The 24,212-nt window shown below is 66.3% G+C and carries 20 protein-coding genes; 10 read left to right on the forward strand and 10 right to left on the reverse strand.

Annotated elements, in window-relative coordinates; all coding sequences use genetic code 11:
• Positions 1–155: 155 nt before the first annotated feature.
• On the forward strand, positions 156–1,370 hold the full coding sequence (locus DW355_RS17240; protein WP_131282851.1) for a XylR family transcriptional regulator: 1,215 nt from the start codon (positions 156–158) through the stop codon (positions 1,368–1,370).
• Positions 1,371–1,481: 111 nt separating this feature from the next.
• Here DW355_RS17240 and DW355_RS17245 read toward each other — a convergent pair whose 3' ends face one another.
• The 4 genes from DW355_RS17245 to DW355_RS17260 are packed head-to-tail and all read right to left on the reverse strand — an operon-like array spanning position 1,482 to position 4,896.
• Positions 1,482–2,501: a TRAP transporter substrate-binding protein gene (locus DW355_RS17245; protein ID WP_131281940.1), complete on the reverse strand. Its 1,020-nt coding sequence runs from the start codon at positions 2,499–2,501 to the stop codon at positions 1,482–1,484.
• A gap of 40 nt (positions 2,502–2,541) precedes the next feature.
• Positions 2,542–3,837 carry a TRAP transporter large permease gene (locus DW355_RS17250; protein ID WP_131281942.1) on the reverse strand — a complete coding sequence of 432 codons (1,296 nt, stop codon included), beginning with the start codon at positions 3,835–3,837 and terminating at the stop codon, positions 2,542–2,544.
• Between the two features lie 3 nt (positions 3,838–3,840).
• Positions 3,841–4,341, reverse strand: a complete 501-nt coding sequence (locus tag DW355_RS17255; protein WP_131281944.1) for a TRAP transporter small permease subunit — start codon at positions 4,339–4,341, stop codon at positions 3,841–3,843.
• Between the two features lie 12 nt (positions 4,342–4,353).
• Positions 4,354–4,896 carry a gluconokinase gene (locus tag DW355_RS17260; protein WP_131281946.1) on the reverse strand — a complete coding sequence of 181 codons (543 nt, stop codon included), beginning with the start codon at positions 4,894–4,896 and terminating at the stop codon, positions 4,354–4,356.
• Positions 4,897–5,094: 198 nt separating this feature from the next.
• Here DW355_RS17260 and DW355_RS17265 point away from each other — a divergent pair, with 198 nt between their 5' ends.
• From DW355_RS17265 to DW355_RS17295, 7 genes are all read left to right on the forward strand, one after another.
• A complete protein-coding gene (locus DW355_RS17265) occupies positions 5,095–6,114 on the forward strand; it encodes a LacI family DNA-binding transcriptional regulator (protein ID WP_131282853.1) in 1,020 nt (339 codons plus the stop codon).
• Positions 6,115–6,168: 54 nt separating this feature from the next.
• The gene (zwf, locus tag DW355_RS17270) at positions 6,169–7,635 is read left to right on the forward strand and encodes a glucose-6-phosphate dehydrogenase (protein ID WP_131281948.1); all 1,467 of its coding nucleotides are present in this window, start codon (positions 6,169–6,171) and stop codon (positions 7,633–7,635) included.
• A 46-nt stretch (positions 7,636–7,681) separates the two neighbouring features.
• Positions 7,682–8,341 carry a 6-phosphogluconolactonase gene (gene pgl / locus DW355_RS17275; protein WP_131281950.1) on the forward strand — a complete coding sequence of 220 codons (660 nt, stop codon included), beginning with the start codon at positions 7,682–7,684 and terminating at the stop codon, positions 8,339–8,341.
• Positions 8,342–8,376: 35 nt separating this feature from the next.
• Positions 8,377–10,233, forward strand: coding sequence for a phosphogluconate dehydratase (gene edd, locus DW355_RS17280; RefSeq protein ID WP_131281952.1), 1,857 nt, complete (start codon positions 8,377–8,379; stop codon positions 10,231–10,233).
• Positions 10,234–10,315: 82 nt separating this feature from the next.
• Positions 10,316–10,951, forward strand: coding sequence for a bifunctional 4-hydroxy-2-oxoglutarate aldolase/2-dehydro-3-deoxy-phosphogluconate aldolase (locus DW355_RS17285; protein WP_131281954.1), 636 nt, complete (start codon positions 10,316–10,318; stop codon positions 10,949–10,951).
• Positions 10,952–10,977: 26 nt separating this feature from the next.
• Positions 10,978–12,618 (forward strand): sensor histidine kinase, encoded by a 1,641-nt coding sequence (locus DW355_RS17290; RefSeq protein WP_131281956.1) that lies wholly within the window; start codon positions 10,978–10,980, stop codon positions 12,616–12,618.
• Positions 12,619–12,763: 145 nt separating this feature from the next.
• Complete coding sequence (locus DW355_RS17295; protein ID WP_131281958.1) at positions 12,764–13,429, forward strand: hypothetical protein; 666 nt, start codon at positions 12,764–12,766, stop codon at positions 13,427–13,429.
• 265 nt (positions 13,430–13,694) lie between these two features.
• Here DW355_RS17295 and DW355_RS17300 read toward each other — a convergent pair whose 3' ends face one another.
• Genes DW355_RS17300 through DW355_RS17325 form a run of 6 tightly spaced genes read right to left on the reverse strand, consistent with a single transcriptional unit; the run spans position 13,695 to position 21,499 of the window.
• The gene (locus tag DW355_RS17300; RefSeq protein WP_131281960.1) at positions 13,695–15,158 is read right to left on the reverse strand and encodes an ATP-binding cassette domain-containing protein; all 1,464 of its coding nucleotides are present in this window, start codon (positions 15,156–15,158) and stop codon (positions 13,695–13,697) included.
• Positions 15,155–15,961: a hypothetical protein gene (locus tag DW355_RS17305; RefSeq protein WP_131281962.1), complete on the reverse strand. Its 807-nt coding sequence runs from the start codon at positions 15,959–15,961 to the stop codon at positions 15,155–15,157. Before DW355_RS17305 ends, DW355_RS17300 begins: the two co-directional genes overlap by 4 nt.
• The gene (locus tag DW355_RS17310; protein WP_131281964.1) at positions 15,945–16,829 is read right to left on the reverse strand and encodes an ABC transporter permease subunit; all 885 of its coding nucleotides are present in this window, start codon (positions 16,827–16,829) and stop codon (positions 15,945–15,947) included. Before DW355_RS17310 ends, DW355_RS17305 begins: the two co-directional genes overlap by 17 nt.
• A complete protein-coding gene (locus tag DW355_RS17315) occupies positions 16,826–18,421 on the reverse strand; it encodes an ABC transporter substrate-binding protein (protein WP_242671241.1) in 1,596 nt (531 codons plus the stop codon). Before DW355_RS17315 ends, DW355_RS17310 begins: the two co-directional genes overlap by 4 nt.
• A 1-nt stretch (position 18,422) precedes the next feature.
• Positions 18,423–19,907: a hypothetical protein gene (locus tag DW355_RS17320; protein ID WP_131281966.1), complete on the reverse strand. Its 1,485-nt coding sequence runs from the start codon at positions 19,905–19,907 to the stop codon at positions 18,423–18,425.
• A complete protein-coding gene (locus DW355_RS17325; RefSeq protein ID WP_165493222.1) occupies positions 19,904–21,499 on the reverse strand; it encodes an SUMF1/EgtB/PvdO family nonheme iron enzyme in 1,596 nt (531 codons plus the stop codon). The genes DW355_RS17320 and DW355_RS17325 overlap by 4 nt, the downstream gene beginning before the upstream one ends.
• A gap of 496 nt (positions 21,500–21,995) precedes the next feature.
• On the opposite strand from DW355_RS17325, the gene DW355_RS17330 reads away from it, so the two are divergent.
• Together DW355_RS17330 and DW355_RS17335 are read left to right on the forward strand one after the other, a co-directional pair.
• A complete protein-coding gene (locus tag DW355_RS17330; RefSeq protein WP_131281970.1) occupies positions 21,996–22,655 on the forward strand; it encodes a hypothetical protein in 660 nt (219 codons plus the stop codon).
• Positions 22,652–24,127, forward strand: coding sequence for a sigma 54-interacting transcriptional regulator (locus tag DW355_RS17335; protein ID WP_131281972.1), 1,476 nt, complete (start codon positions 22,652–22,654; stop codon positions 24,125–24,127). The genes DW355_RS17330 and DW355_RS17335 overlap by 4 nt, the downstream gene beginning before the upstream one ends.
• Positions 24,128–24,212 lie beyond the last annotated feature (85 nt).

Below are 24,212 nucleotides of genomic sequence, written 5' to 3' on the forward strand. Positions count from 1 at the left end.
TTATTTATCATCGCGGTCGGTACATGCGCCATGCCAGCGGCATTGGTGGTTCCACCTAGGTACTAACAAGAAGAGAAGAAGAGCGCATGGCCATGGAGCCGCGCCAGGCCATCCACGGAGACAAGTCGACATCCAGCGAGACCGCGTCAGCCACCATGCACAGCCCCTCGCCCGCGCATCCGCGCATCCACCGGATCGCGCTCCTGTTCAGCGCGAACAAGATCTACGACCGGGAAATCATCGTCGGCATTGGCGACTACCTGCGCTCGACGCGGGTCACCTGGGATCTCTTCCTCGAGGACGATTACCACTGCCGACTCGCAGGCATCGAGCACTTCGACGGCGACGGCATCATTGCCGACTTCGACGACCCGGCCGTCGCTGAGGCGCTGCAGCACTGCCGCCTGCCCATCGTCGCGATCGGCGCCTCCTACGAAGACCCGGCGGCCTATCCGAGCCAGCACCCCTACGTCGCGATCGACAACGGGCAGCTGATCTCGCTGGCCTACAACCACCTGATCTCTGCGGGCCTGCAGAACTTCGCCCTGTACAGCCTGCCTGAATCGGCGGGCTACCGCTGGGCACAGGAACGTGAGCGGATCTACCTGCGCCTGCGCCAGGCCGATCAGCCCGGCGCGCCCGCGCACGACGAGATTTACCGCGGCCTGCTCACCAGCGCGCTGGCATGGAACCAGGCCAGCGCCCAGTTGATCGACTGGTTGCGCGCCCTGCCCAAGCCGGTCGGCATCATCGCCGTCAACGACGCGCGCGCGCGCCATCTGCTGCAGGCCTGCCTGCGGGCCGATCTCGCCGTTCCCGAGCAGGTCGCGATCATTGGCATCGACAACGATCCGCTGGCCCGCACCCTGGGCCGCATCCCGCTGTCCTCCGTCATCCAGAGCACGGAGGAGATGGGGCGTACCGCCGCGCACCTCCTGCACCAGATGCTGGGTGGCGTGCGCCTGCCCGGACACCGGGTGCTCATTGACCCGGTCGGCATCAATGCGCTCGCGTCGTCCCGCCATCAACCCCTGTCGAACCCCTACGTGATGCGCGCGCGTCACTTCATCCGGCAATACGCCTGCCAGGGCATCAAGACCGAGCAGGTGGCCGCTTACGTGGGCATCTCACGCTCGGCGCTGGAAGAGCATTTCCGCCGCGACCTCAGCTGCACCGTGCATCAGGCGATCCTGTCCCACAAACTCGACGTTGCCAAGGACATGCTGGCGCGACGCGACGCCTCGAGCGCCGATGTCGCCGTGCGCAGCGGCTTCACCTCGCTGCAGTACATGTACACCGTCTTCCGCCGCGAACTCGACTGCACGCCGCGCGAGTACCAGGAGCGCATGACCTCGGCGACCCGGGCGTGAATGCCGAGTCCGCGAGAGCGTGTCGATCGGGCCGCCCGCGAGCCAGTGTCAAAAGAAAAAGCCGCCCGGCGCGACAGGCGCGGGGCGGCTTGCTGGACCCGGGAAACGGGCTTATTTCTTCGCGCGCAAGCGCTTGAGCTCGGCCTGGGTTTCGTCCCACAGGGCCTGGCCCACGCCGGTGGCGATGCTGGCATTCACCTGCGTCAGGCGCGCGCGCATGCGGTCGGTCTCGGCGGGGGTCAGCTCGTTGATCAGCATGCCCTTGGCACGCAGCTCAGCCAGGGCCTGGGCGGCCTCGGCGCGTGTGTCCGTGCGCTCGAAGTCACGGCTCTTCTTCGCGGCGTCCAGCAGGATCTTCTGCTCATCCTTGGACAGGGTGTCCCACCACTTCTTGCTGACGGTCACGATCCAGGGGCTGTAGACGTGGTTGGTCACGCTCAGGTACTTCTGGACTTCGTAGAACTTGCTCGACAGGATGGTGTTGTACGGGTTCTCCTGGCCATCCACCGTCTTGGTTTCCAGCGCGCTGAACAGTTCGGAGAACGGCAGCGGCACGGCGTTGGCGCCCAGCGTCTTGAAGCTGTCGAGGAAGACGTTGTTCTGCATCACGCGCAGCTTGATGCCGTCCATGTCCTCCACCTTGGTGACCGGACGCTTGTTGTTGGTCAGGTTGCGGAAGCCGTTTTCCCAGTAGACCAGGCCGACCAGGCCCTTTTCCTGCAGCTTGTCCATCACCTTCTGGCCCACCGGGCCGTCCAGCAGGGCATCGGCTTCCTGGGAGTTGTTGAAGAGGAAGGGCGTGTCCCACAGCGCCATTTCCTGGGTGATGCCCACCAGGGTGGCGGTGGAGCCCACCATCATCTCCTGGGCACCGCCGATCAGGGCCTGCTGCATCTGCACGTCCGAGCCCAGGGCCGCCGCGCCCACCGCGCGCAGGCGCAGCTTGCCATTGGAAGCCTTGGCCACCTCGTCGGCGAACACCTTGACCGCGCGGCCCTGGTTGGACTGTTCGTTCAGGCCGTAGCCAAAGCGGATGATGCGCGACTTCACGTCCTGGGCCAGACCGGCCAGGGGCGCGGCCAGCACAGCGGCCGTGGTGGCGGCGAGCAGGGTGCGTCGAATCAGTTTCATGGGATGTCTCCTTGAAGCGAGTGAAAGAAAGTAGGAACCGTCAGCGCAGCCAGGCCACGGGCAAGGTGACGATCTGCGGAAAGGCGATGAAGAGCAGCAGGATGGCCAGATAGACCACCAGATAGGGATTCACCCCGCGAATCACCTCGTCCAGCCGCATGCGGCCCACGCCCGCCACCACGTTGAGTACCGTGCCCACGGGGGGGGTGATCAGGCCGATGGTGCCGTTGAGCACGAACATCAGGCCAAAGTACACCGGGTCGATGCCGGCCTTGACCGCGATGGGCAGCATCACGGGCGCGAAGATCAGGATGGTGGGCGTCAGGTCCAGCGCGGTGCCGATCAGGACCAGCACGCCCATCATCACCAGCATCAGCAGCTTGGGGTTCTCGGTCAGGCCACCGAGCCAGCCCGTCAACACGGTGGGCAGATCGGCCAGCGTGACCATGTAGCTGGCCACCTGCGCGCCCGCGCACAGGAACATCACGATGGCCGTGGTCTTGGCCGCGCGGGCCAGCACGCCTTGCAGCTGCGCGAGGGTCATCTCGCGGTGCACCAGCGTGGCGACCACCAGCGCGTAGAACGCCGCCACCACCGCCGCCTCGGTCGGCGTGAACACGCCGGACTTCATGCCGCCAATGATGATGACCGGCATCAGCAAGGCCCAGAACGCCTTGACCGTGGCGCGCAAGCGTGCCTTGTAGGGCATGGGCTCGTCACGCTGCACGCCCGTCATGCGCGCGCTTTCGATCCGCCACGCGATCACCAGGCCCAGGCCCATGATGAAGCCAGGCACGATGCCCGAGAGGAAGAGCTGGGAAATCGAGGTGTTGGTCGTCACGCCATAGATCACCATGGGCATGGACGGCGGGATGATGGGCGCGATGATGCCACCCGCCGCCATCAGGCCGGCCGAACGACCCATGGGGTAGCCGTGCTGCTTCATCATGGGCAGCAGGATGGTGGCCAGCGCCGCCGTGTCCGCCAGGGCGGAGCCACTCATGCTGGCCATCAGCATGGCCGCGCCAATCGTCACGAAACCCAGGCCGCCCCGGATGTGACCCACCCAGGCGCGCGCCATCTCGATGATGCGGCGGCTGATGCCGCCGGCGTTCATCAGTTCACCCGCAAGAATGAAGAAGGGCACGGCCAGCAGCGGAAAACTGTCGATGCCGGCCACCAGGTTCTGGGCCAGCAACTGGGTGTCCCAGAAATCCAGCGTCCAGGCCATGCCCGCGCCAGTCAGCACCAGGGCAAAGGCCATGGGCACGCCCAGGCCCATGAACACCACCATGCCGAGGCAAAAAACAATGAAGGCTTGTGCTTCGAGACTCATCACTCACTCCACTTCGGCTTCGTGCCCGAAATCCGGCAGGCGTCCGCGCACCAGATCGCGCAGTGCCATGCCCCCGATGGCGACGCTGCACAGCAGGGCCGGCAGGGGCAGCAAGGCCACGGGATAGCGCAACACCACGCTGTGGCTGTCCATGCCCACCACGACCTGTTGCCAGGCGCCCCAAGCCAGCATGACGCAGGCCGCCACCACCAGCAGGTGGATGAGCCGCGCCAGCCAGGGCATGGCAGCACCATGGCGAAAGCGCCGGACCAGCGCGGTGAAGGCCATGTGCTCGCCGCGCGCGTAAGCCGCGGTCGCGCCGATGCAGACCAGCCAGACGAAAAGCAGGCGCGACAGTTCCTCGCTGGCCGCCACGCCACTGCCGAAGCCATAGCGCAGCACCACGTTGATGAACACCGCCAGCGCCATCACGGCTAGGCAGACCGCCATGAGCAGGCTGCCGAACCGCTGGGCAGCGGAAGGGGAATGGGAATCTTGGGTCATGCCAGGGGCTCTTCAATCTTGAGGGATGGGTCGGCCCAGCCAGTCGCAGACCTGGCGACACAGCAGGTCCAGCGGCTGCAAGGCGTCAAGCGTCAGAACCCCGGTTTCGCCACTGGGGTCTTCCAGCGTCTGGAACTGACTCGCCACCAGGCTGACCGGAAAGATGTGGCCCGGCCGCGCGGCCACACGCTGGCGCGCCGCGTCCTGGTCCAGGCCCATGAAGGCGAAACGAAGGCCAGGCGCGGCGGCGCGCAGGCGGTCGCGGTAGGCGCGGCGCAGGGCGGAGCAGGTCAGCACCACGCCCGGTTCGGCGGCCAGCACGGCCCCCAGGCATTCCAGCCAGCCAGCCCGGTCCTCATCGTTCAGCGCGATGCCCGCGCGCATCTTGCGCACGTTCTCGGCAGAGTGGTAATCATCCCCCTCGTGCAGGCGCCAGCCCAACTGGCGGGCCACGGCTTGCGCCAGGCTGGATTTGCCACAACCAGCCACACCCATCACCACGAGGTGGTGCGGCGCGGACCTGGCATGGGGCACGGTAGTCGGTGTGTCGGACATGATTTGGTAGCGCTGTCCAGTGCTCCGTGAAAACGGCACGTCAGGTGCGTGCCGTGCGGATGGATGAACGGTGTTGAGAAACCTGAATGAAAACCCTGATGAACCGGTTTGCGCTGCTGTGCAGCCTTGAATTTCTTCAATGGTAGCGCTATCCTACCGCATCCCCTCTTTCCAAATCCGCAGGGATAACCCTTGAGCATGCACCCGCGCCGCCGCCGTTCCAGCGGTCGCGTCACCCTCAACGACGTGGCTCACGCCGCCGAAGTCAGCCCCATCACCGCCTCGCGCGCCCTGCGCGGAGAACGCGGCGTGGCCGCGGAACTGGTGGCCCGCGTGCAAGAGGCCGCGCAACGCCTGGGTTACGTGCCGGACCCCGCAGCCCGTGCCCTGGCCACGCAGCGCAGCACCCAGGTGCCGGTGCTCGTGCCCCTGCTGTCCAACACCCTGTTTGTGGATGTGCTCGAAGCCGTGCACCGCACCCTGTTCCCGGCGGGCTACCAACCGCTGATCGGCGTGACGCATTACGACGCGCAGGAAGAGGAAGAGCTGCTGCGCAGCTACCTCGCGCTGCGTCCGGCCGGACTGCTGGTCACCGGCTTTGATCGCACCGAAACCGCGCGCCAGTTGATCGCCGCCAGCGGCGTGCCCTGCGTGCACCTGATGGAAGTGACCGACGCACCCCAGGTCTACTGCGCCGGCTTCTCACAGCAGGATGCGGGTGCCGCCATGACCGCGCACCTGCTGGCGGGCGGGCGGCGGCGCATCGCCTTCATCGCCGCCCAGCTCGACCCGCGCACCCTGCAACGGGCCGAGGGCTATCGCCGTTGCCTGCGCGCTGCCGGTCTGTACGATGCCGGTCTGGAGTTGCTGAGCTCGGCACGCTCGTCCCTGGCCCTGGGCGCCGAACTGCTGGAGCGACTGCTGCGCGAACAGCCGGACGTGGACGCCGTCTTCTTCTGCAACGACGACCTGGCCCAGGGCGGCCTGCTGGCTGCGCAGCGCCTGGGGGTGGCCGTGCCGCGGCAACTCGCCATCGCTGGCTTCAACGACCTGGCAGGCAGCGCGCAGATGCTGCCGCCGCTGACCACCGTGCGCACGCCACGTTGGGCCATCGGCGAGGCCGGCGCGCAGATGCTGCTGCAACTGATGCGCGGTGGGCAACCGCCCCAGCACAGTGTGCGCCTGCCTTACGAGGTGGTAGCGCGCGCCAGCACCTGACAGCCGACGGCGCCCGTGCCAAGATGCAGCTTGCCCCGTGACCTGAACACCCGCATGAACACCAAGAACGACACACTCCTGCCCCTGGACCTCGTCATCTTCGGCGGCGCTGGCGACCTGGCGCTGCGCAAGCTGATCCCCGCGCTGTACATGGCCCATCTGCACGGCCGCCTGCCGGCTGAGGCGCGCATCGTGGGGGTGGGCCGCCAGCCCTGGACCACGGCGGACTACGCGGCCTTCGTCGCCGAGCGCGCGCGCCCATTCATCCCCGACAACACCCATGACGCAGCGGCCTGGAGCGGCTTCCTGGCGCGGCTGGATTTCGCCACCGTGGACGCGACCCGACCCGAGAGCTTCGCCGCGCTGCGCGCCTGCTGCGCGCGCACGGCCCTGCGCGTCTACTACCTCGCGACCGCGCCCGACCTGTTCGCGCCCATCTGCGCCGAGCTGGCCACGCAGGGCCTGATCAACGCCGACGCACGCGTGGTGCTTGAAAAACCACTGGGCCACGACCTCGAGTCGGCGCGCGCCATCAACGACGAGGTGGCCCGCCACTTCGCCGAGCGCCAGATCTACCGCATCGACCATTACCTGGGCAAGGAAACGGTGCAAAACCTCATGGTGCTGCGCTTCGGCAACGCCATCTTTGAACCCCTCTGGCGCGGCCCCAATATCCGCAGCGTGCAGATCACCGTGGCCGAATCGGTGGGCGTGGGCAGCCGCGCCGGCTTCTACGACCACACAGGCGCCCTGCGTGACATGGTGCAGAACCACCTGCTGCAGCTGATGTGCATCGTGGCCATGGAGCCGCCCCTGTCACTCGACCCCGACGATGTACGCGACGAAAAACTCAAGGTGCTGCGCTCGCTCCAGCCCCTGACGCCAGCCGACATCCAGCGCGACACCGTGCGCGGCCAGTACACGGCCGGCCATGCGGAAGGCCATGCCGCACCGGGCTACCGGCAGGAGGAGGGCGTGCCCTCGGACAGCCAGACCGAAACCTTCATCGCGCTCAAGGCCCATGTGCGCAACCCGCGCTGGGCCCACGTGCCCTTCTTCCTGCGCACCGGCAAGCGCATGCCGAACCGGCGCAGCCAGATCATCATCGAGTTCGCCCAACCGCCGTTCTCGGTGTTTGCGGACCAGCCCGACGCCCAACCCAACCGGCTGGTCATCACCCTGCAACCGGAAGAGTCCATCCAGTTGCAAATGATGGTCAAGGAACCCGGCAGCGGCATGCGCATGCAGCGCGTGGACCTGGGCCTGGACCTGCAGTCGGCCTCGCGCCGGCGCCGCGCCGAGGCCTACGAGCGCCTGCTGATGGACGTGGTACACGGCCGCCTGACGCATTTCATGCGGCGCGACGAGCTGGAAGCCGCCTGGCGCTGGATCGACCCCATCCAGCGCGGCTGGCAGGCGTCGAACCAGCCTGCCCGTCCCTACCCCGCGGGCAGTTGGGGCCCGGCCGCCAGTTCGGCCTTGATGGCGCGCGAAGGCCTGGCCTGGTTCGAGGAAACATGAGATCGACTTCACACATGACGGGTTTCGCCCAACACGGAGGCCGCTGATGCCCATGCCCGTGGAACATCTCCACGCCAACGCCGAAGCGCTCGCGCGCGACATCGCGGCGCGCCTGCGGTCCGCCTTGGCCGCGCGCGGCCAGGCCCTGCTGCGTGTGTCTGGCGGGCGCTCGCCCGTGGCACTGTTCGAGCAATTGCGCGCACAGCCGCTGGACTGGGCCCAGGTGGCCGTGCAGTTGGTGGACGAGCGCCACCTGCCGGACGGTCATGCCGAACGCAACGAAACCCTGCTGCGTGCCCATCTGCTGCAAGGCCCGGCCGCCGCCGCGCGCCTGCTGCCCCTGGACAAAGCCCATGCGGCGCAAGCGGCGCTCACCGCCGACGTGACCGTGCTCGGCATGGGCGAGGACGGCCACACGGCTTCGCTGTTCCCCGACGCCCCCGGCGTGGCCGACGCGTTGCGGCCCGAGGCCGCGCCGGACGTGGTGGCACTGACACCCGCGCAAGCGCCCCACCCGCGCCTCAGCCTCAATCTCGCGGCGCTGCTGAAGAGCCGCCACACCGTACTGTCCATCGCCGGCCCCACCAAATGGACGGTCTACCAGCACGCACGCGCACAGAGCCAAGCCATGCCCGGCACGGACCTGCCGATCTCCCTGGTGCTGCGCCACGCGACCGAGCCGGTCGCGGTGTGGCACGCTGATTGAAAAATTGCGCGCTCCCGCGTGATGAGAGACGAACCATGAACGCACCCACCCCCCTGCATCCCACGATCAAGACCGTCACCGAGCGCATCGTCGAGCGCAGCCGCGAGACCCGCGCCGCTTATCTGGCCATGGTGGCGCGCTCGCGCAAGCCCGGCCCCTACCGCGAGGGCATGGGCTGCGCCAACGCGGCGCATGCCTGGGCCGCGATGCCGGTCAATGACAAACTGACCCTGCGCGCGGCGCGCGCGCCCAACCTGGGCATCGTCACCGCCTACAACGACATGCTCTCGGCCCACCAGCCCTACGAGAACTACCCCGAGCAGATCCGCGCGGCCGCGCGCGCGGCCGGTGCCACGGCCCAGGTGGCCGGCGGCGTGCCCGCCATGTGCGACGGCGTGACCCAGGGTTACGAAGGCATGGAGCTCTCGCTGTTCTCCCGCGACGTGATCGCGCTGGCGACGGCGGTGTCGCTCTCGCACAATGTGTTCGACGCCGCGCTCTGCCTGGGCATCTGCGACAAGATCGTGCCCGGCCTGGTGATCGGCTCGCTGCAGTTCGGCCAGTTGCCCGTGGTCTTCGTGCCCTCGGGCCCCATGAGCTCGGGCCTGCCCAATGACGAGAAAGCCAAGGTGCGCCAGCTCTACGCGCTAGGCAAGGTCAGCCGCGACGAACTGCTCCAGGCCGAGGAAGCGGCTTACCACGGCGCGGGAACCTGCACCTTCTACGGCACGGCCAACTCCAACCAGATGCTGATGGAGATCATGGGCCTGCACCTGCCCGGCGCGTCCTTCGTGAACCCGCAGACCACGCTGCGTCCGCTGCTGACGCGCACGGCCGTGCAACGCGCGGTGGCGCTGGCCCAGGCGGCGGCGGCTGGCGACCTGGCCAACAGCGCGCCCATGGCCGAGGTGGTGAGCGAGAAAACCATCGTCAACGCCATCGTGGGTCTGCTGGCCACCGGCGGCTCGACCAACCACACGCTGCACCTGGTGGCCATGGCGCGGGCCGCGGGCGTGCTGATCGACTGGGACGATTTCGCCGAGCTGTCGGCCAGCGTGCCCCTGCTCACGCGCATCTATCCCAACGGCACGGCCGACGTGAACCACTTCCATGCGGCCGGTGGCATGGGCTTCCTGATCCGCGAGTTGCTGTCCGCCGGCCTACTGCACCCGGACGTGCGTACCGTGATGGGCCAGGGCCTGCAGGCCTACACCCAGGAACCCTGGCAGGATGGCAGCGGCCCCTACGCCGCCCTGGCCTGGCGCCCCGCGCCGGCCAGCTCGGGCAACACCGATGTGCTGCGTGGCGTGGCCGACCCCTTCAGCGTTGACGGTGGCCTCAAGCTGCTGCAAGGCAATCTGGGCCGCGCCGTGGTCAAAACCTCGGCCGTCAAGCCGCAGCACCGCCATGTGCGCGCGCCCGCCGTGGTCGTGGACAGCCAGCAGGAACTGCAGGAACTGTTCAAGCAGGGCAAACTGGAACGCGATTTCGTGGCCGTGGTGCGCCACCAGGGCCCGCGTGCCAACGGCATGCCCGAGCTGCACAAGCTCACACCCGCACTCGGCACGCTGCAGGACAAAGGCTACAAAGTCGCGCTCGTCACCGACGGGCGCATGTCCGGCGCCTCCGGCAAGGTGCCGGCCGCCATCCACCTCAGTCCCGAGGCACTGGACGGCGGCATGATCGCCCGCGTGCGCGACGGTGACTTGATCGACCTCGATTGCGAGGCGGGTCGCCTGCTGCTCGAAGTTCCCGAGCACGAGCTGGCCGCTCGCACCGTGCGCGTGCCGGATCTGTCCGCGGAGCACAGTGGCGTGGGCCGCGACCTCTTCGCCCTCTTCCGCCAGCACGCGGGCCGCGCCGAGGCCGGCGCCTCGCCGCTGTTGGGCTGAGTCCACGCCGATAGGCATCCGTCCCGCGCTGGTGACCGATCGCCGTCGCGGTTTTTGTGTTTTGTTATCGTCTCGCTCCATCATGACCTTGCCCCTGCCCTCCTTCCGCTCCCGCATCGTGCCCGTGGTCGTCATCACCGACCCGAAACAGGCCGCACCTCTGGCCGACGCCCTGCTCGAAGGCGGCATCGACGTGATCGAAATCACCCTGCGTCACCCGGCCGCGCTGGCCGCCATCGAGGCCGCCGCGCGCCACGCGCCCGGGCTGTGTGTGGGCGCAGGCACGGTAACCCGGCCCGATGAAGCACAGCGGGTCAAGGACGCGGGCGCGCGTTTCGCCCTCTCGCCAGGCATGACGCCCGCTCTACTGAACGCCGTGCAGACCGCGCAACTGCCCTTCGTACCTGGCGTGATGACACCAGGCGAAGTGATGGCCGCGCGCGACGCGGGGTACAGCCTGGTCAAGCTCTTCCCTGCCGCCCAGGCCGGCGGCCTGAACATGCTGAAGGCCTTGGCGGGCCCCTTGCCCGACATGCGCTTCTGCCCCACGGGGGGCGTCAGCCCGGACAACCTGCAGGCTTTCTTGCAGCAACCCAATGTGGCCCTGGTCGGTGGCTCCTGGCTCACGCCCGCCGACGTGCTGGCGCGCGGGGACTGGGCCGCCGTCACGCGGCTGGCGCGCGAAGCCAGTGCCCAGACGCAGACGACCGGCGCCTGAGGTCGGTCCCGCCACCGCGCAGCGTCATGCAGCTCACCGCCGTCCTGCGCCTGGCCGCCTTCCGCCATTGGTTGCTGGCGGCCTTCATCCTGATCGCCGTGCTGCTGGGCGGCGCGGCCATCAGCGCGGTGTTCACGCTGGGTCGGCTGATGAACGAGCACGGCGAGGGCGCCTCGCGTGCCCTGCGCCTGAACGCCGCCACCCAGACCCTGGCCGCGCACACCACGGCGATGGAGCGCGCCGCGCGGCAATCATTGATCCTCAACGACGAACCCCTGCGCCAACGCTACGCGGAAGAATCGCAATTCGCCGAGGACACCCTCGCGCTGCTGCTGGACGAGACCGCGCAATCCCGTTCACCGGACGACGACATGCAGCGCCTGGCAACGGACCCTGCCTTCGAGGCATTGAATGGCGCCGCTCAACAATGGCGCGCCCAGCTCGCCCGCATCCGCGCGCTGATGGCGCGAGCCGGGACGACGGGAGACGCGCCCGCCAGCCGCGTCCTGGCGCTGCGCCATGCCTTGGCGAGTGAGCGCGCGGTGGCGCGCGCCTTCCGCGACATGGACCTGCTGACCCAGCAACTCGGCCAACGGGTGCAACAGCTGATCACACGCAATAGCGAAGCGCTGCGCGAGCGGCTGACCCGCAGCCAACGCAACCTGGGCGGACTGGTCAGTGTCGCCGTGGGCCTCACGCTGGCCCTGGCCGTGGGTCTGGGCCTGTGGCTGGCCCGGCCGCTGCGGCAGATTGAACGCGCCATCGTGGGACTCGGGGAAAACCGGCTCGATCGGCCCATCGCCATCCGCGGCCCGAGCGACGTGCGCCAACTCGGCCTGCAACTGGACTGGTTGCGCCTGCGCCTGATGGAGCTCGACGCCGACAAGGCGCGTTTTCTGCGCCACATCTCGCACGAGCTCAAGACGCCGCTGGCCTCGCTGCGCGAAGGCGTGGCCCTGCTGGAAGACGGGGTGACCGGTCCGCTCAACGAGCGCCAGCACGAGGTGGCGCGCATCCTGCACCAGAACGCGCAAACCTTGCAGCAACGCATCGAGGCCCTGCTGCGCTTCAACGCGGCCGCCTTCGAGGCACGGCAGCTCAGCCGCCGCGCGGTGGATCTGCACGCGCTGCTTGCCGCGCAGATCGAGGCGCAACGCCTGCAATGGCGGGGTCGCAATCTGGCGATGCGGGTACGGCACGGGGAGGACGAACACCGCGAGGGGCCGTCGCTGCCGGCCGGCGCCCTGCCCCGGCTGCCCGAGCTGCTTCTGGACGAGGAAAAGATCGGCATCGCGATCGCCAACCTGCTGTCCAATGCGATCCGCTTCTCACCGCCGGGCGGCGTCATCGACCTCGCCTTCGGTACCCGGCTCGGCTGGGTGACGCTGGACATCCGCGACCAGGGTCCCGGCGTGGCCGGGACGGACCGCGAGCGCATCTTCGAGCCGTTTTACCGCGGCCAACGCCAGCCCGAACAGCCGTCCGCACACGCTCTGCATGGCAGCGGCATCGGCCTGTCCATCGTGCGGGAATACATCGAAGCCCACGGCGGACGCATTACATTGGTGGACGATTCGGTTTCCGACAACGCATCCCTCGTCCCGCCCGGCGCGCAGTCACCTGGTGCGCACTTCCGCATCGAGTTGCCGCATGGGAGTCCGCTTTGATGACGGACTGCGGATGCCGTGCCTGGACCGCATCCGGAAACGACCTGCCATGAGCTTCCCGCCACACCTGCCTGACAACGCGCATGGTGCCCCCCGCGCCCGGCCGGGGGCGTGGGCGCGGGGGTCGCGCCTCCTGGCGGCGGGGATGGTCTTGGGCCCACTCGCCGGCTGCGCGGCGCAGCTCTGGCCACCCTCGGCGTGGTCGCTGTCGGTGGACCTGCCCTTCACACCCCCCCGCCCCGCCGAGGCGGCCCCGATCGCCACACCACCCAGCCCGCCCGGGACACCCGCGTCGGCCTGGCTGAAGGACCCCGGCAACGTCTCCGAGGCGCTGGCTTACGTCGCGGTCCTGTGCAACCTGCCTCCCGCGGAGCTGACCGCCGAGATCGAGCGGCTGAAAATCATCAACGCCCAGGACGGACACGACGCGCTGCGGGCGCGGCAGCTCGCCTTCGCGGAACAGCTTGCGCAGCTGTACGCGGAGCGGCAGCGCCTGCAGGAATCCAATGACAAACAGGCCCTGCAACTGCGCGAGCGCCAGCGCCGCATCGAGCAGTTGAACGGTCAGATCGAAGCGATGCGCGCCGTCGAGTACAGCCTTCCCGCGGCGGCGGCGGGCGGGTCCGCCCCCCTCGCATCGACGACAAAACCGGGCGGTGCCGCAGCGCGCAGGGGCACCACGGGTTTCACCATTCCCTCCGCACCGACGGGGTCCAAACCCCTTCCGGCCAGCGCGGCCGAGCCTGCCGCAGGCCGCGACGAACCCGACGCCAAAATCGACGAAGAGACGCACCCGGCGTCCGAACCCTGACGCCCGCGTCCGCCGCGTCGTCGTCGGCGATACGCCTAGCCTAGCTTGCCCACTTGACACATGGCGATCGCTCCAGGCTCTGCTGCTCAAAAGACAAGCAGGCAGATGGAATCACCCTGGTCAATTTCCCTCGCACATCAATTGACGGCGCTTCGATAACGGGTTTGAGGAGCGAGAGGAACATATCGTCGCCGAGTGGAAGATGCCGGCCAGTCCCGCGCCGGGCTGGCGCAGGACTGGGGGAGTCCCATCGTCGCGCGTCCCTCTAGACCGGGCGGGCGTTGTCAACCAGACTCAAGAAGTCGTAGTCCGTCTGGATGAAGTATTGCAGGTCGAAGTCTTCGTGCGTGACCACGATGAGGATCGCGGCCTTCTCTTTCAGGTACTCGGCGATGGCCTTCATGACCAGGGCGCGGGTCTCGAAGTCGATGTGGGCGAAGGGCTCGTCCAACAGGATCACGTCAGGCTCGGCGGCCAGGGCGCGGACAATGTCCATGCGCTTCATCTCGCCGGAACTGAGCGACCGGGGCAGGTTGTCCAAGAGCACCCGGCGTAGCTGGATCTTGTCCATCAGCGCCTGCACCCGGTCCTCGGCGTAGAAGGCCGGATTGCCGTAGACCTTGCCGATCTCCTTGAGAGAGTCCCTCACCTTCAGGTCGGGGAAGAACGAGAAGCGGGAATCCTGCTGAACGATGGCGATCTTGCGCCGATACGGTTTGAAGGCTTCGGGGTCCCCGCCGCGCTCGTGGGGCTTCAAGGCCACCAGATCCTGGCCACCGAGGTCGATGGTTCCGCTGGTGCCGTCCAACAGCCGCAGGATGGCCTTGATCATGGTCGTCTTGCCGCAGCCCGAGGGGCCGGTGACGCCGTAGATGTGGGATCGGCGGAAGGTCACGTCGAGATGCTTGTAGGCCCAGCTCGGACGGTCGCCGAAAACACCCCGAACCATGTAGTGCTGACTGACGTCTCTCAGGTCCAGGCCTACGGCACCGGTGCCGTCGTCCTTCTCCTTGTCGATCACGACGTCGTCGGGGAGTTTGTCGAGCGTGATGAGCTTCTGGTTCTCGAGGCGCAGGATGACGTCGAGGTGCAGGGCGCGAACGAAGTCGAGGTCGTGGCTGGCCATGAGAATGGTCTTGCCCTTGCCCAGAATCTCGTCGTTGAGGAAGGTGATGAAGCGCTTGCGCAGTTGCCGATCGAGGTTGACGGTGGGCTCATCCAGCAGCACCAGGTCGGCCTTGCGTGAGAGCAGGATCATCAGGGTGATCCGCTGAAGCTCACCGCCGGAGACTTCGTCGGGATACTGTTTCGCGTACCGGGTGAAGTCGAGGTTGAAGAACTCCTTGAGCCGCCGTGCGACCAGTTCCTGGGCCTCGGGGCAGATGATCTTGAGGTTCTGCTCCAGCGACAGAGCCGGATTCATGGCCTGGGCCGTCTCGGCGGGAACGAAGGTCAGACCGACGTGGAGGATGCTCCGCCAGGTTTCGAGGCTGGTCTTCTTGCCACCGACGTAGGCGTCGATGCCATGGAGTTTCATTCCACCAGCCATGGTGAAAGGCCCGTAGAGGAGGCCAGCCAGGGTCTTGAGGAAGACCGACTTGCCGGAGCCAGTGGTACCAGTGATCACCGTCGAGGTACCGGGCACGGGTTCAAACCGCGCGATGTCGAACAGGAGCCGGTCCTTGAGGTGGACCGTGAAATTGTTGACGAGGACGGGGGCGGCGCTCATGCGTGCTGCTCCTTTTGCTTGTCTTGTCCCAAAAGGAGCAGGAACGCGAAACTCACCATGACCAAGAGGATGACCGGAAGCCAGAACATCAGCCGAGAACCGTCGATGTCGCGCAGCAGGACCATGCGCCAGGCGGCAATCAGGCCGCCGGGACTGGTGTGGGCCGGGGTACCGTTGGCACCCATGCCCACCTGGATGATGAAGCTGAACGAGCAATCCAACACCAGGGTCTTGAGCAGAATCACGGCAGCGGTGCGGCGCAGTACGTCGCGCATGTCCTTCGAGTTCAGCAGGACAGCCAGAATTCGCCCCCTGGTGAAGCCGTAGGACCGCAGCGACACGGAGTACTTGCGGTGGTAGAGCTCACCCAGCGGCAAGGCCACGCCGCGGACCGCTTCGGGAAGGGTCGTCAGGGTGGCGGCGAAGATGAAGACGCTCAAGGACAAAATGGTCGAGGTCGACGCCGAGTTGCTGGCCAGGGCCACGGCCACGGGGGCGTAGCAGAACAGTGCCACCAGAATGGCGGGGATCGATTCGACCGCGTCGAGCACCGCAGCGGTGGTCTTGCCCACCACGGGCCACAGGATCGAGCAGTAGCCCAGGACCACGGTCACGGCACCGGCCACCAAAACAGTGAAGGCCAGGGTGATGGACAGCTGACGAAAACTCGTCACCAGGCTGTGCCAGTAGGCCGTCGGCAGACCGACGGTCCACTCCCCTGCACCGGGAACCCAGGCGAAGAGGAAGGGCGAAAGCATCACCACCACGGCGGCGATGCCCAGAATCTCAAAGAGCTTTTTCATACCACCGCGGATACAGGACGAAGAGGGCCGACTTGACCAAGAAAGTCACCAGGGCATTGACGGCCAGGAGGACGAACACCGCGGCGATCAGGGTATCGGTGTTCATATTGACCAGGGCGTCCAGCAGGGTGCTGCCCAGCCCCGGAAAATTGAAGACCATCTCGGCGATGGTGACACCGCCGATGATGGCCGGGACTTTGCCCGCCACATAGGGGATGAACCGGGGAGCCGCAGAGTTCAAGAGATATCCGGTCACCGTCCCCGGCAGCGGCAGGACTCGACCGACCGCCGGCCCCAGGGTGCTGAACACCAGGGTGTGGGTCGTGTCGATCTGGCGCTTCATGTCCAGGGTCAAGAACCGGGCGGCGTCCCAGCCCAGACCTCCGAGAACCACCACCACCAGGGCGATGAGCATGGGGGAGGGATTCATGCCGGAAGAACCGTAGAGCAGCCAGAACCCGACGAAGAGCGGAACCGCCGACAAGAGCGAGGCCAGCAGGCCACCCAAGGCGCCCAGCCCGAGGGCCCTACGCCCCCCCTGCACGGTACGCAGGTAGGTCGACGAGGCCGCCGTGGATGCGCCCACCAGGGCGATGACCACCAGGAACAGCAGCGAGACCAAGGCCAAGGGGAAGGTGATGGCCGCGCCCGAACTGATGATCTCCCCGGCGCTGAACCCCGCCGTTTGGAGCGAGAAATCAGGGTTCAGGGTGACCATGGACCAGAAGGCCCCGAGGGTCTTGAGGTACAGGTCCGCCGAGGCACCGACGGAGGCGAGGTAGAGACCCACCAAGGCCAGGGTTCCGACCAGGGTGAAGACCACCCCGCGGAGCCCCAGCTCGAGGGCCAGAAAGCGCAGGAACCTCATTGGGCCCATTCCTCAACCGAGAGGAAGGGGTTGTCCGAAGCGATGACAACGTTCTTGATGGCCCGGGAATAAACGTCCTTCTTGAGGCTGACCAAGGGCACCGAGGGTTGCAGGGCGCCGATCTTGGCCTGCAGCTCACGCGTGACCTTGATCCAGTCGGTGGCCACCACGGTGTTGTCCCAGGTCTGGAACAGGGCGTCGAGGCCCGTGTCGGCGACGCCGGTCACGTTCAGGGCCCCGTTGCCCCGGTACCACTTGCCCATGTCGGAGTAGACGTTGTCGAAGCCCTCGGCATAGACCAAGGCCAAGTCGTACTTCTTCTCGTTGAAGACAAGGCGGTTGAACACCTGATCACCGGTGCGCTTGGCCTCGACGGTCAGACCGATCTTGGCGTACTGGGCCACCAGACCGTCGGCCATCTTCTGCCCCAGGTCGCCCAGAGAGTCGGGAAACAGCAGGACGGCGCTCTGGCCCTTGAGGCCGGCCTTCTCGGCCAGGGAAGCTGCCGTGGCCGGGTTGTGGGGATGGGTGGCCTCGAAGGGAGGCACGTTGTACTCGGCGAAGTTGCGGCTGAACAGGTCCGAGGGGAAGGCGCCATCGTTGACGATGGTCAGATCGTCGCGGTCAGTGACTCCGGGAACCAGGGCCTTGCGGTCCACCGCGGCCGACAGGGCGTAGCGCGCCGTGGCCGAAGCGAAAGTGGGCTTCTTGCTGTTGATCGCGACCTGATAGAAGGCGTAGGGCATGAAGGAGCTGAACTGGACGCCGCCCATCTTCTCGACCATGGGCCGGTCGGCTGGCGAGGTCTCGAGAATCAGGTTGATGCGGGCCTCGCGGAACTCGTTGAGCCGGATCACCGGATCGAGAACTCTGCGCAGGACCAGAGTCGACGTGGCCGGAGGGTGACGCAGATAGCTCGCATTGGCCTTGAAGGTCAGCCACTTGCCAATTTCCCAGCTCTCGAAGACGAAGGGACCGGTCCCCACGGGGGCAGTCGCGAAACCCCGCTCCTTGTCACCGGAGCGGAGATTCGTCGACAGCTTGGTGCCCTTGTAGTTCTCGGGAATGATCTTGAAAGTCAACACCGGGATGGCCCGGAACTCTGGGATGGGCTTGCGGAACTCGATGACGACGGTCTTGGCGTCCTGCGCCTTGACCGACGAAATGAACGAGTTGAGGTAGTCCCGCTTGGGCGACTTGTTCTCGGGCGCCATGTAAGCGGCGAAGGAGTACGCGACGTCGCCGGCGGTGACGGCGGTGCCGTCGTGCCACTTCACGTCTTTGAGGACCGCCGTGTACGTAGTCTTGGTGGCCGGGTCCTGGCTGATGGAGTCGGCCAGCGCCAGCTCGGCATTGAGCTTGCCCGAGGCGGTATCGACCTCGAAGTTGGCCAAGCCGTCGAACACCAGCTCATTGGCGTTCATGCCCTGGAGATTCTGCTCCAGCACGGGGTTCAGGGAGTCTGGCAGGTTCGAGATACCGACCACGAGGCCCTCGGGCTCCCGCTGCCAGAACATGAACACGGCGGCGGTGGCCGCCAAAACCAGGGCCGCGATAGCCCCGACGATGATCGCATTCTTTTTTTGAGCCATATCAGCGCATCCTCACCACAAAGGAACTGTAGACGACTGCGTCGCCGGAATATTTGCCGTCGTCATTGGTCTTGCCCAACTCGAAGAAGTATTTCCCCGAGGTCATCTGGGCTCCGGCGTTGATGACCGGCCAGGAGTTGCCCACCTTGTACTGGCGGTTCACCAGATCCTTGAGCTTCTTGGAATCAATCTCCTTGCCCGACTTGGTGTTCTCGTTGAACACACGGACAGGGCGGCTGTCGTCAACGGTGATGACCAGGTCGTTCAAGACGCCCTTGGGAATCTCCACCATGCCCCACCAGTAGTCAGGCGAACTCTTCACCGCGCCCCTGAACTTGGCGGGTCGGCTTTTCTGATCCGGGCCCTTGGCACCGGGAACGGGGTTGAACATGCCGATCAGCATGGGCTGCACGGCCTTGCCGCGGCTGGCGATCTCGGCGGCGACGGCCGCGTCCTTCTTGGCCTTCTCGATTTCGGCGGTGACCACGGCAATGCGGGCCAGCAGTTCCTGCTTCTGGGTTTCGACGTCCTTGAGCATGTCCTTGTCGATGACCCTAGGGTACTTGGCGGCAAAGGCCACGACCTCGGCCTGCAGGCTGTCGATGTTGGTCTTGGTCTGCTGGTTGAACGCCAGCATGTCGTCGAGGGTCATGTTGCCGACCTTGTCCGCGTCGGGCTGGCGGGCGAATTCCTCGCCGATCCGGTCCTTGAACGAGTAGGCGTGGTTCCGCAAGGTCCTCTCCATCTCGTTGCGGGTGTCGGCCCGCTTGCGGCGTGTCCTGTCCGAGGCCAAGGCAATGATGGACCCGGCGGGGTAGTTGCCGGCCTTCTGGATGTCGGCCATGGCGGTCTCGACCTTGCCGTACTCGGCGATGGCGGCTTCGTAGCTGTCGATCTTGTCGTCTAGGCTCTCTTTACCCCGGGCGGCGACCACGAGATCATCGGGCCCCTTTTCCCTGGCCCGGAAGTCGGCGATGGCCGCCAACTCCTTGTTCTCGGGGCCGTAATCGACGGCGTCGCCCAAAAAGTCACTGGAACTCTTCATGAAGTCCCTGGCGTTCGCAATTCTGTTGGCGTTGAGTCGCAAGCGGACCACGGCTTTGGCCGCGGGGGCGAGCTGGGTCTTGACGTCGGCGGGCACCTTGAGTTCAGAGGGAAAGTCGCTGGCGGCCTTGACGGCGTTATTCCAGCCAGCCACCAAGGGAGGCTCGGCGGTCACTGGCAGGGCTGCAGTGGCGTCGACGGTCTTATCGAGGGCAGCCTTCTGGTCAAGATAGCCCATCCATTGACTCTTGACATTGGCCGCTTGGATATTGGACCAGTAGCCCCGTGCGGCTTCGAACTTGCCGGCGTTCCACTCCTTCACGCCGCCGGCGATCAGTTCGTCGTCCTTCATCATCGAGAACTTGATGCTCGCGCACGAAGCCAGGAACAGGGCCAAAAAGGCCAGGATGACAACTTTCAGCTTCATTGTTTGCAGTTTCATTGGGCCTCCCGGACCACGCGGAATCCGATGTCGCTGGCGCCCTGACTCGGGTCGACAGCACGGCGGTTGGAAATGCGGAGCTCATTGGGGCCGTCCATCCAGGAACCGCCCTTGACGATTTTGTAGGAAGGATCGGCACTCATGTTGGCGTCAGGGGACGTCGAGGTCCACTGCCACACGTTACCGACCATGTCGTTCAGACCCAGCGGATTCTTTCCGCTGGGAAAGGAACCTGCTGGCGAGGGGTGGGTGAACTTCTTGTTGTTCGAGTAGTTGGCCCGGACGCCATCGGTGGGAGCCTGATCACCCCAGGGGAAGGTCGAACTCTGCCCGGCCCGGGCGGCGATTTCGTACTCATCCTCGGTGGGGAGGCGGAACTTCTGGCCGGTGGCGGCGGACAGCCAGGCGGTGTAGCGGACAGCCTGCTCGTAGCTGACTCCGACGACGGGCTGGTCAGCGCCGCTGAAACCATCCGAGTCGAGGTACTCGGGCCACTCGCTTTGGGGCACGTTGGTGGCATCGAGGTAGGAACGGAACTGGCCGTTGGTCACGGGGCCCTTGGCGATGGCGAAGGCGGCGACGGTGACGGTCCGGGGCTTCTCGTTGCCACCGGCGCGGCGATCCTGATCGACCTTGCCGACCGTGTAGGTGCCGGCGGCCAGGTTGGCCAGACTGTCGGCGACCTGGGCCAGTTCCTCGGCATTGCGGTAAGGCGCCTCGGTTTTCAAGCTGGCGTCGAGGGACGCCAGAAACGTGACTTCGGGTGCCTTGCGGGCGAAGGCGCCGGTGATGGTCAGCACGGCCCGCGTGTTCTTGAAGGCGTCGCCGCTGGGATAGGCAAAGGCCGCCGCTCCCTTGGCATCGGTGACGATGCTCTGGGCGGGAGCCGTGGCTTCGGCCGCGGACCAGACCACGCTCAAGGGCAATCCGGCCAAGGGGGAGCCGTCCTTGGCGGTGACGGTGGCGACGAAGGCAGTTCCACCCTGAACCAGGCCATCCTTGGGGTTCAGACTGACCGTGGCGCCCGCCAGTTGCGCGGCAGCCCAGGTCTCGATGGTCTGTGAGAGGAGCGGGGACGAGGCGTCGCCGGTGCGCAGCGTCAGGGCAACGCCAGCCCGGTAGAGGGCGGCATCGATCTGGACAGCCTGGGAGAGACGGTCTCCGAGCGCGCCCTTGCCCTTCACCACTGCGTCGAACTTGGGTCCCAGGTCGGCGGCGAGCTTGGACGTCCGCGCTGCTTCGGCCTTGGCCCAATCGCCGTGCGACACCCGGTACGAGGCCTGGAAGAGGTTGTCCTTCTTGTCCGCGGTGTAAGGACGGGTGGCCACCACAGCCACCGCAGCCTTCATCTCGGCGGTCAGAACCACCTTGTTCTTCTTCTCTTTTTGGATGGCGCCGCTTTCGGTGAGCAGGTTGTAAACCAGATCATCGAAGGCTGTGGCCTGGGCCTGGGCCTCGGACGCGCCTGACCCGAAGCCATAGTAGTAGCCGGCCTCCATATGGGTGGCAACAAAATCCGTACTGGCAGCGTACGACACCGTCGAAAGCGCCAATATCCAACTGGTCGCCAGCGTATATATAAGCTTCTTCATTCGTCCTTTCCGGGTCTCCGTCGGCCGGATCCCCCCAATTGGCCCTATCGTAGGGCAGGCCATCATGCTTTCCGGGCAGACAACCGCGTTTTTGCGGTTTGTTTCAAACTTTTGCAGATCCAGGGGGTTTCATACGCCTGTCCGGTGGGCATCGTACCGTACCGGGGCGTGTGACATCGAACCGCAGGCGACAAGCTCAATTCCTGGCGACCATCACGGAGCGTGACGCCATCGAGCGCCTCCTCAAGCAACTGAGGAGGCCTCACTTCCGATGGCGCTACGATGCGGCCACAATAGAGATTGAATTCCCCATACTCACGCTCCTGTTCGACGCGCAGGCGGATGATTGCACCGAGAGGCGGTATCAGAGCTTGTTTTCATGTCTGCCAATGCCGCACGATCCGCTGCGATACCACGAGGAGCTTCATGAACGCGAAACGCCTGCTGCCGGTCTGGGTGCCCAGACGTTTGTAATGCACGTGCGCCATCGTTTTCCATGACCGTCGCTTTCCGTCTGCTTTGCCTGCTAAGCCTGCCGCGTGCGCGCCTGCGCATGCGTCCGCTCATGCGCCTGCTGACGACCGGCCTGGCCGCGATCCTGCTGAGTCAACTGGCCGGGTGCGCCGCGCAGCTCTGGCCGCCATCGAGCTGGTCGCTGTCGGTGGATCTGCCTTTCCTGAACCGGCAGCCCGCAGCGGACACGGCCGCCACCCCAACCGCCACGCCCGTGTCGCCCCGCCTGAAAGATCTCGGCGACGCCGCCGAGGCGCTGGACTACGCCGAGGCGCTGTGCGCCCTGCCGCCCGAGGCACTGGACGCCGAAATCGAGCGCCTCAAGACCATTGAGGCCCAGGAAGGCCACTCCGCGCTGCGCGCGCAGCAACTCGCCTTCGCGCAGCAACTCGCGCGGCAGCTCGCATCGCTGTACGCCGAGCAGCAACGCCTGCAGGAATCCAACGAGCAACAGGCGCAACTCCTGCGTGAGCGCCAAAAACGCATCGAGCAGTTGAACGGCCAGATCGCCGCGATGCGCGCCGTTGAAGACAGCCTGCCCCTGACTTCACCCGTGCCCCCGTCCAGGATCACGACCGGACCCGTGCCCGCCGTCCCGACCGCCCCCCACGCCGACCCGGACAAAGCGGGTTCATCGCCATGAGCACCGCCGCTTCCGCGACCTTGCTCGTCGTCGACGACGATGCGGACATGCTGCGCCTGCTCACCCTGCGGATGGAAGCGGCAGGCTACCGCGTGCTGACCGCCGCCTCGGCGGAAACGGCCCTGACCCAGCTGGCGCTGGAACGTCCGCAACTGGTGCTATCCGACGTGCGCCTGCCGGGCAAGGACGGGCTGACCCTGTTCGACGAAATCCACGCGCAGCACCCCATGCTGCCCGTCATCCTGCTGACCGCGCATGGCTCCATCCCCGACGCGGTGGAGGCGACCTCACGCGGCGTCTACACCTACCTGACCAAGCCCTTCGATGGCAAGGAACTGCTCGACAAGATCGCCCAGGCCCTGGCATTGCACAGCACGCACACCACGGACACCACCACGGCGGCCACCACGGCCGTGAACGAACCCTGGCGCGCCGACATCATCAGCCGGTCGGCACGCATGGCCGAGCTGATGGCCGAGACGCGGATGGTGGCGCGCAGTGACGCCAGCGTGCTGCTGCGCGGCGACAGCGGCACTGGCAAGGAGCTGCTGGCGCGTGCCATCCACAACGCCAGCGCCCGCGCGAAAAAGCCGTTCGTCGCGGTGAACTGCGGCGCCATTCCGGAGAACCTGCTGGAAAGCGAACTCTTCGGCCACGTCAAAGGTGCCTTCACCGACGCGCACACCAATCACAAAGGCCTGTTCCAGGCGGCCGACGGCGGCACCTTGCTGCTGGACGAGATCGGCGACATGCCACTGGCCCTGCAGGTCAAGCTGCTGCGCGTGCTGCAGGAGCGCGCCGTGCGGCCCTTGGGCGCCTCGCAGGCCATCCCGGTGGACGTGCGCATCGTCAGCGCGACCCACCGTGATCTGGATGCCGCGCTCGCCGCCGGGCAATTCCGCGAGGATCTGTACTACCGCCTCAACGTGGTCACGCTCCACCTTCCCACGCTGGCGGAGCGGCGCGAGGACATCCCCCTGCTGGCCAATCACTTCCTGCGCAAGCTCGCGGGCAAGTACGGCAATGAAGAAAAAGGCCGCAAGCTGGCCGGCTTCGCGCCCGAGGCACTCAAGGCCCTGGCCGCCGCGCCCTGGCCCGGCAATGTGCGCCAGCTGCACAACGTGGTGGAGCAGGTCTGCGCCCTGGCCACCACGCCGCTGGTGCCTCTGACTCTGGTGCAACGTGCGCTGCGCACGCCCTCGGTCGAGGTGCTCAGCTATGCCGAAGCCAAGCAGCGTTTCGAACGTGACTATCTGGTCAATCTGCTGAAGCTGACCGATGGGCATGTGGCAGACGCCGCGCGCCTGGCGGACCGCAACCGCACTGAGTTTTACCGTCTGCTGCAGAAGCACGGACTGACGCCGGGCCGCTTCAAGCCCGGCGGAGAGACTGGCCCGGGCGAAGCAAGCGCTGCCAACCCCTCCGGCACGGCTGTCGCTCCTGAACGACAAGGCCAAGTGCTTGATGAATAAGGATTTTTCATCTCGATAGCGCCAGATGCCCATGTCTTCGTCGCTTCTTGGCGACAAAAATGACGGTTTTGGGGTGTTTTTTTAC

It is taken from the genome of Hylemonella gracilis (genome assembly GCF_004328645.1).
GTDB classification, from domain to species: Bacteria; Pseudomonadota; Gammaproteobacteria; order Burkholderiales; family Burkholderiaceae_C; genus Hylemonella; species Hylemonella gracilis_B.

Coding starts and splice junctions, on each gene's coding strand:
- DW355_RS17335 (WP_131281972.1), top strand. CDS start 22,652: ATGAGCACCGCCGCTTCCGCGACCTTGCTCGTCGTCGACGACGATGCG.
- pgl (WP_131281950.1), top strand. CDS start 7,682: ATGCCCATGCCCGTGGAACATCTCCACGCCAACGCCGAAGCGCTCGCG.
- DW355_RS17300 (WP_131281960.1), bottom strand. CDS start 15,158: ATGAGCGCCGCCCCCGTCCTCGTCAACAATTTCACGGTCCACCTCAAG.
- DW355_RS17260 (WP_131281946.1), bottom strand. CDS start 4,896: ATGTCCGACACACCGACTACCGTGCCCCATGCCAGGTCCGCGCCGCAC.
- DW355_RS17305 (WP_131281962.1), bottom strand. CDS start 15,961: ATGAAAAAGCTCTTTGAGATTCTGGGCATCGCCGCCGTGGTGGTGATG.
- DW355_RS17330 (WP_131281970.1), top strand. CDS start 21,996: ATGACCGTCGCTTTCCGTCTGCTTTGCCTGCTAAGCCTGCCGCGTGCG.
- DW355_RS17250 (WP_131281942.1), bottom strand. CDS start 3,837: ATGAGTCTCGAAGCACAAGCCTTCATTGTTTTTTGCCTCGGCATGGTG.
- DW355_RS17245 (WP_131281940.1), bottom strand. CDS start 2,501: ATGAAACTGATTCGACGCACCCTGCTCGCCGCCACCACGGCCGCTGTG.
- DW355_RS17285 (WP_131281954.1), top strand. CDS start 10,316: ATGACCTTGCCCCTGCCCTCCTTCCGCTCCCGCATCGTGCCCGTGGTC.
- DW355_RS17320 (WP_131281966.1), bottom strand. CDS start 19,907: ATGAAACTGCAAACAATGAAGCTGAAAGTTGTCATCCTGGCCTTTTTG.
- DW355_RS17315 (WP_242671241.1), bottom strand. CDS start 18,421: ATGGCTCAAAAAAAGAATGCGATCATCGTCGGGGCTATCGCGGCCCTG.
- DW355_RS17290 (WP_131281956.1), top strand. CDS start 10,978: ATGCAGCTCACCGCCGTCCTGCGCCTGGCCGCCTTCCGCCATTGGTTG.
- DW355_RS17310 (WP_131281964.1), bottom strand. CDS start 16,829: ATGAGGTTCCTGCGCTTTCTGGCCCTCGAGCTGGGGCTCCGCGGGGTG.
- edd (WP_131281952.1), top strand. CDS start 8,377: ATGAACGCACCCACCCCCCTGCATCCCACGATCAAGACCGTCACCGAG.
- DW355_RS17265 (WP_131282853.1), top strand. CDS start 5,095: ATGCACCCGCGCCGCCGCCGTTCCAGCGGTCGCGTCACCCTCAACGAC.
- DW355_RS17325 (WP_165493222.1), bottom strand. CDS start 21,499: ATGAAGAAGCTTATATATACGCTGGCGACCAGTTGGATATTGGCGCTT.
- zwf (WP_131281948.1), top strand. CDS start 6,169: ATGAACACCAAGAACGACACACTCCTGCCCCTGGACCTCGTCATCTTC.
- DW355_RS17295 (WP_131281958.1), top strand. CDS start 12,764: ATGGTCTTGGGCCCACTCGCCGGCTGCGCGGCGCAGCTCTGGCCACCC.
- DW355_RS17240 (WP_131282851.1), top strand. CDS start 156: ATGCACAGCCCCTCGCCCGCGCATCCGCGCATCCACCGGATCGCGCTC.
- DW355_RS17255 (WP_131281944.1), bottom strand. CDS start 4,341: ATGACCCAAGATTCCCATTCCCCTTCCGCTGCCCAGCGGTTCGGCAGC.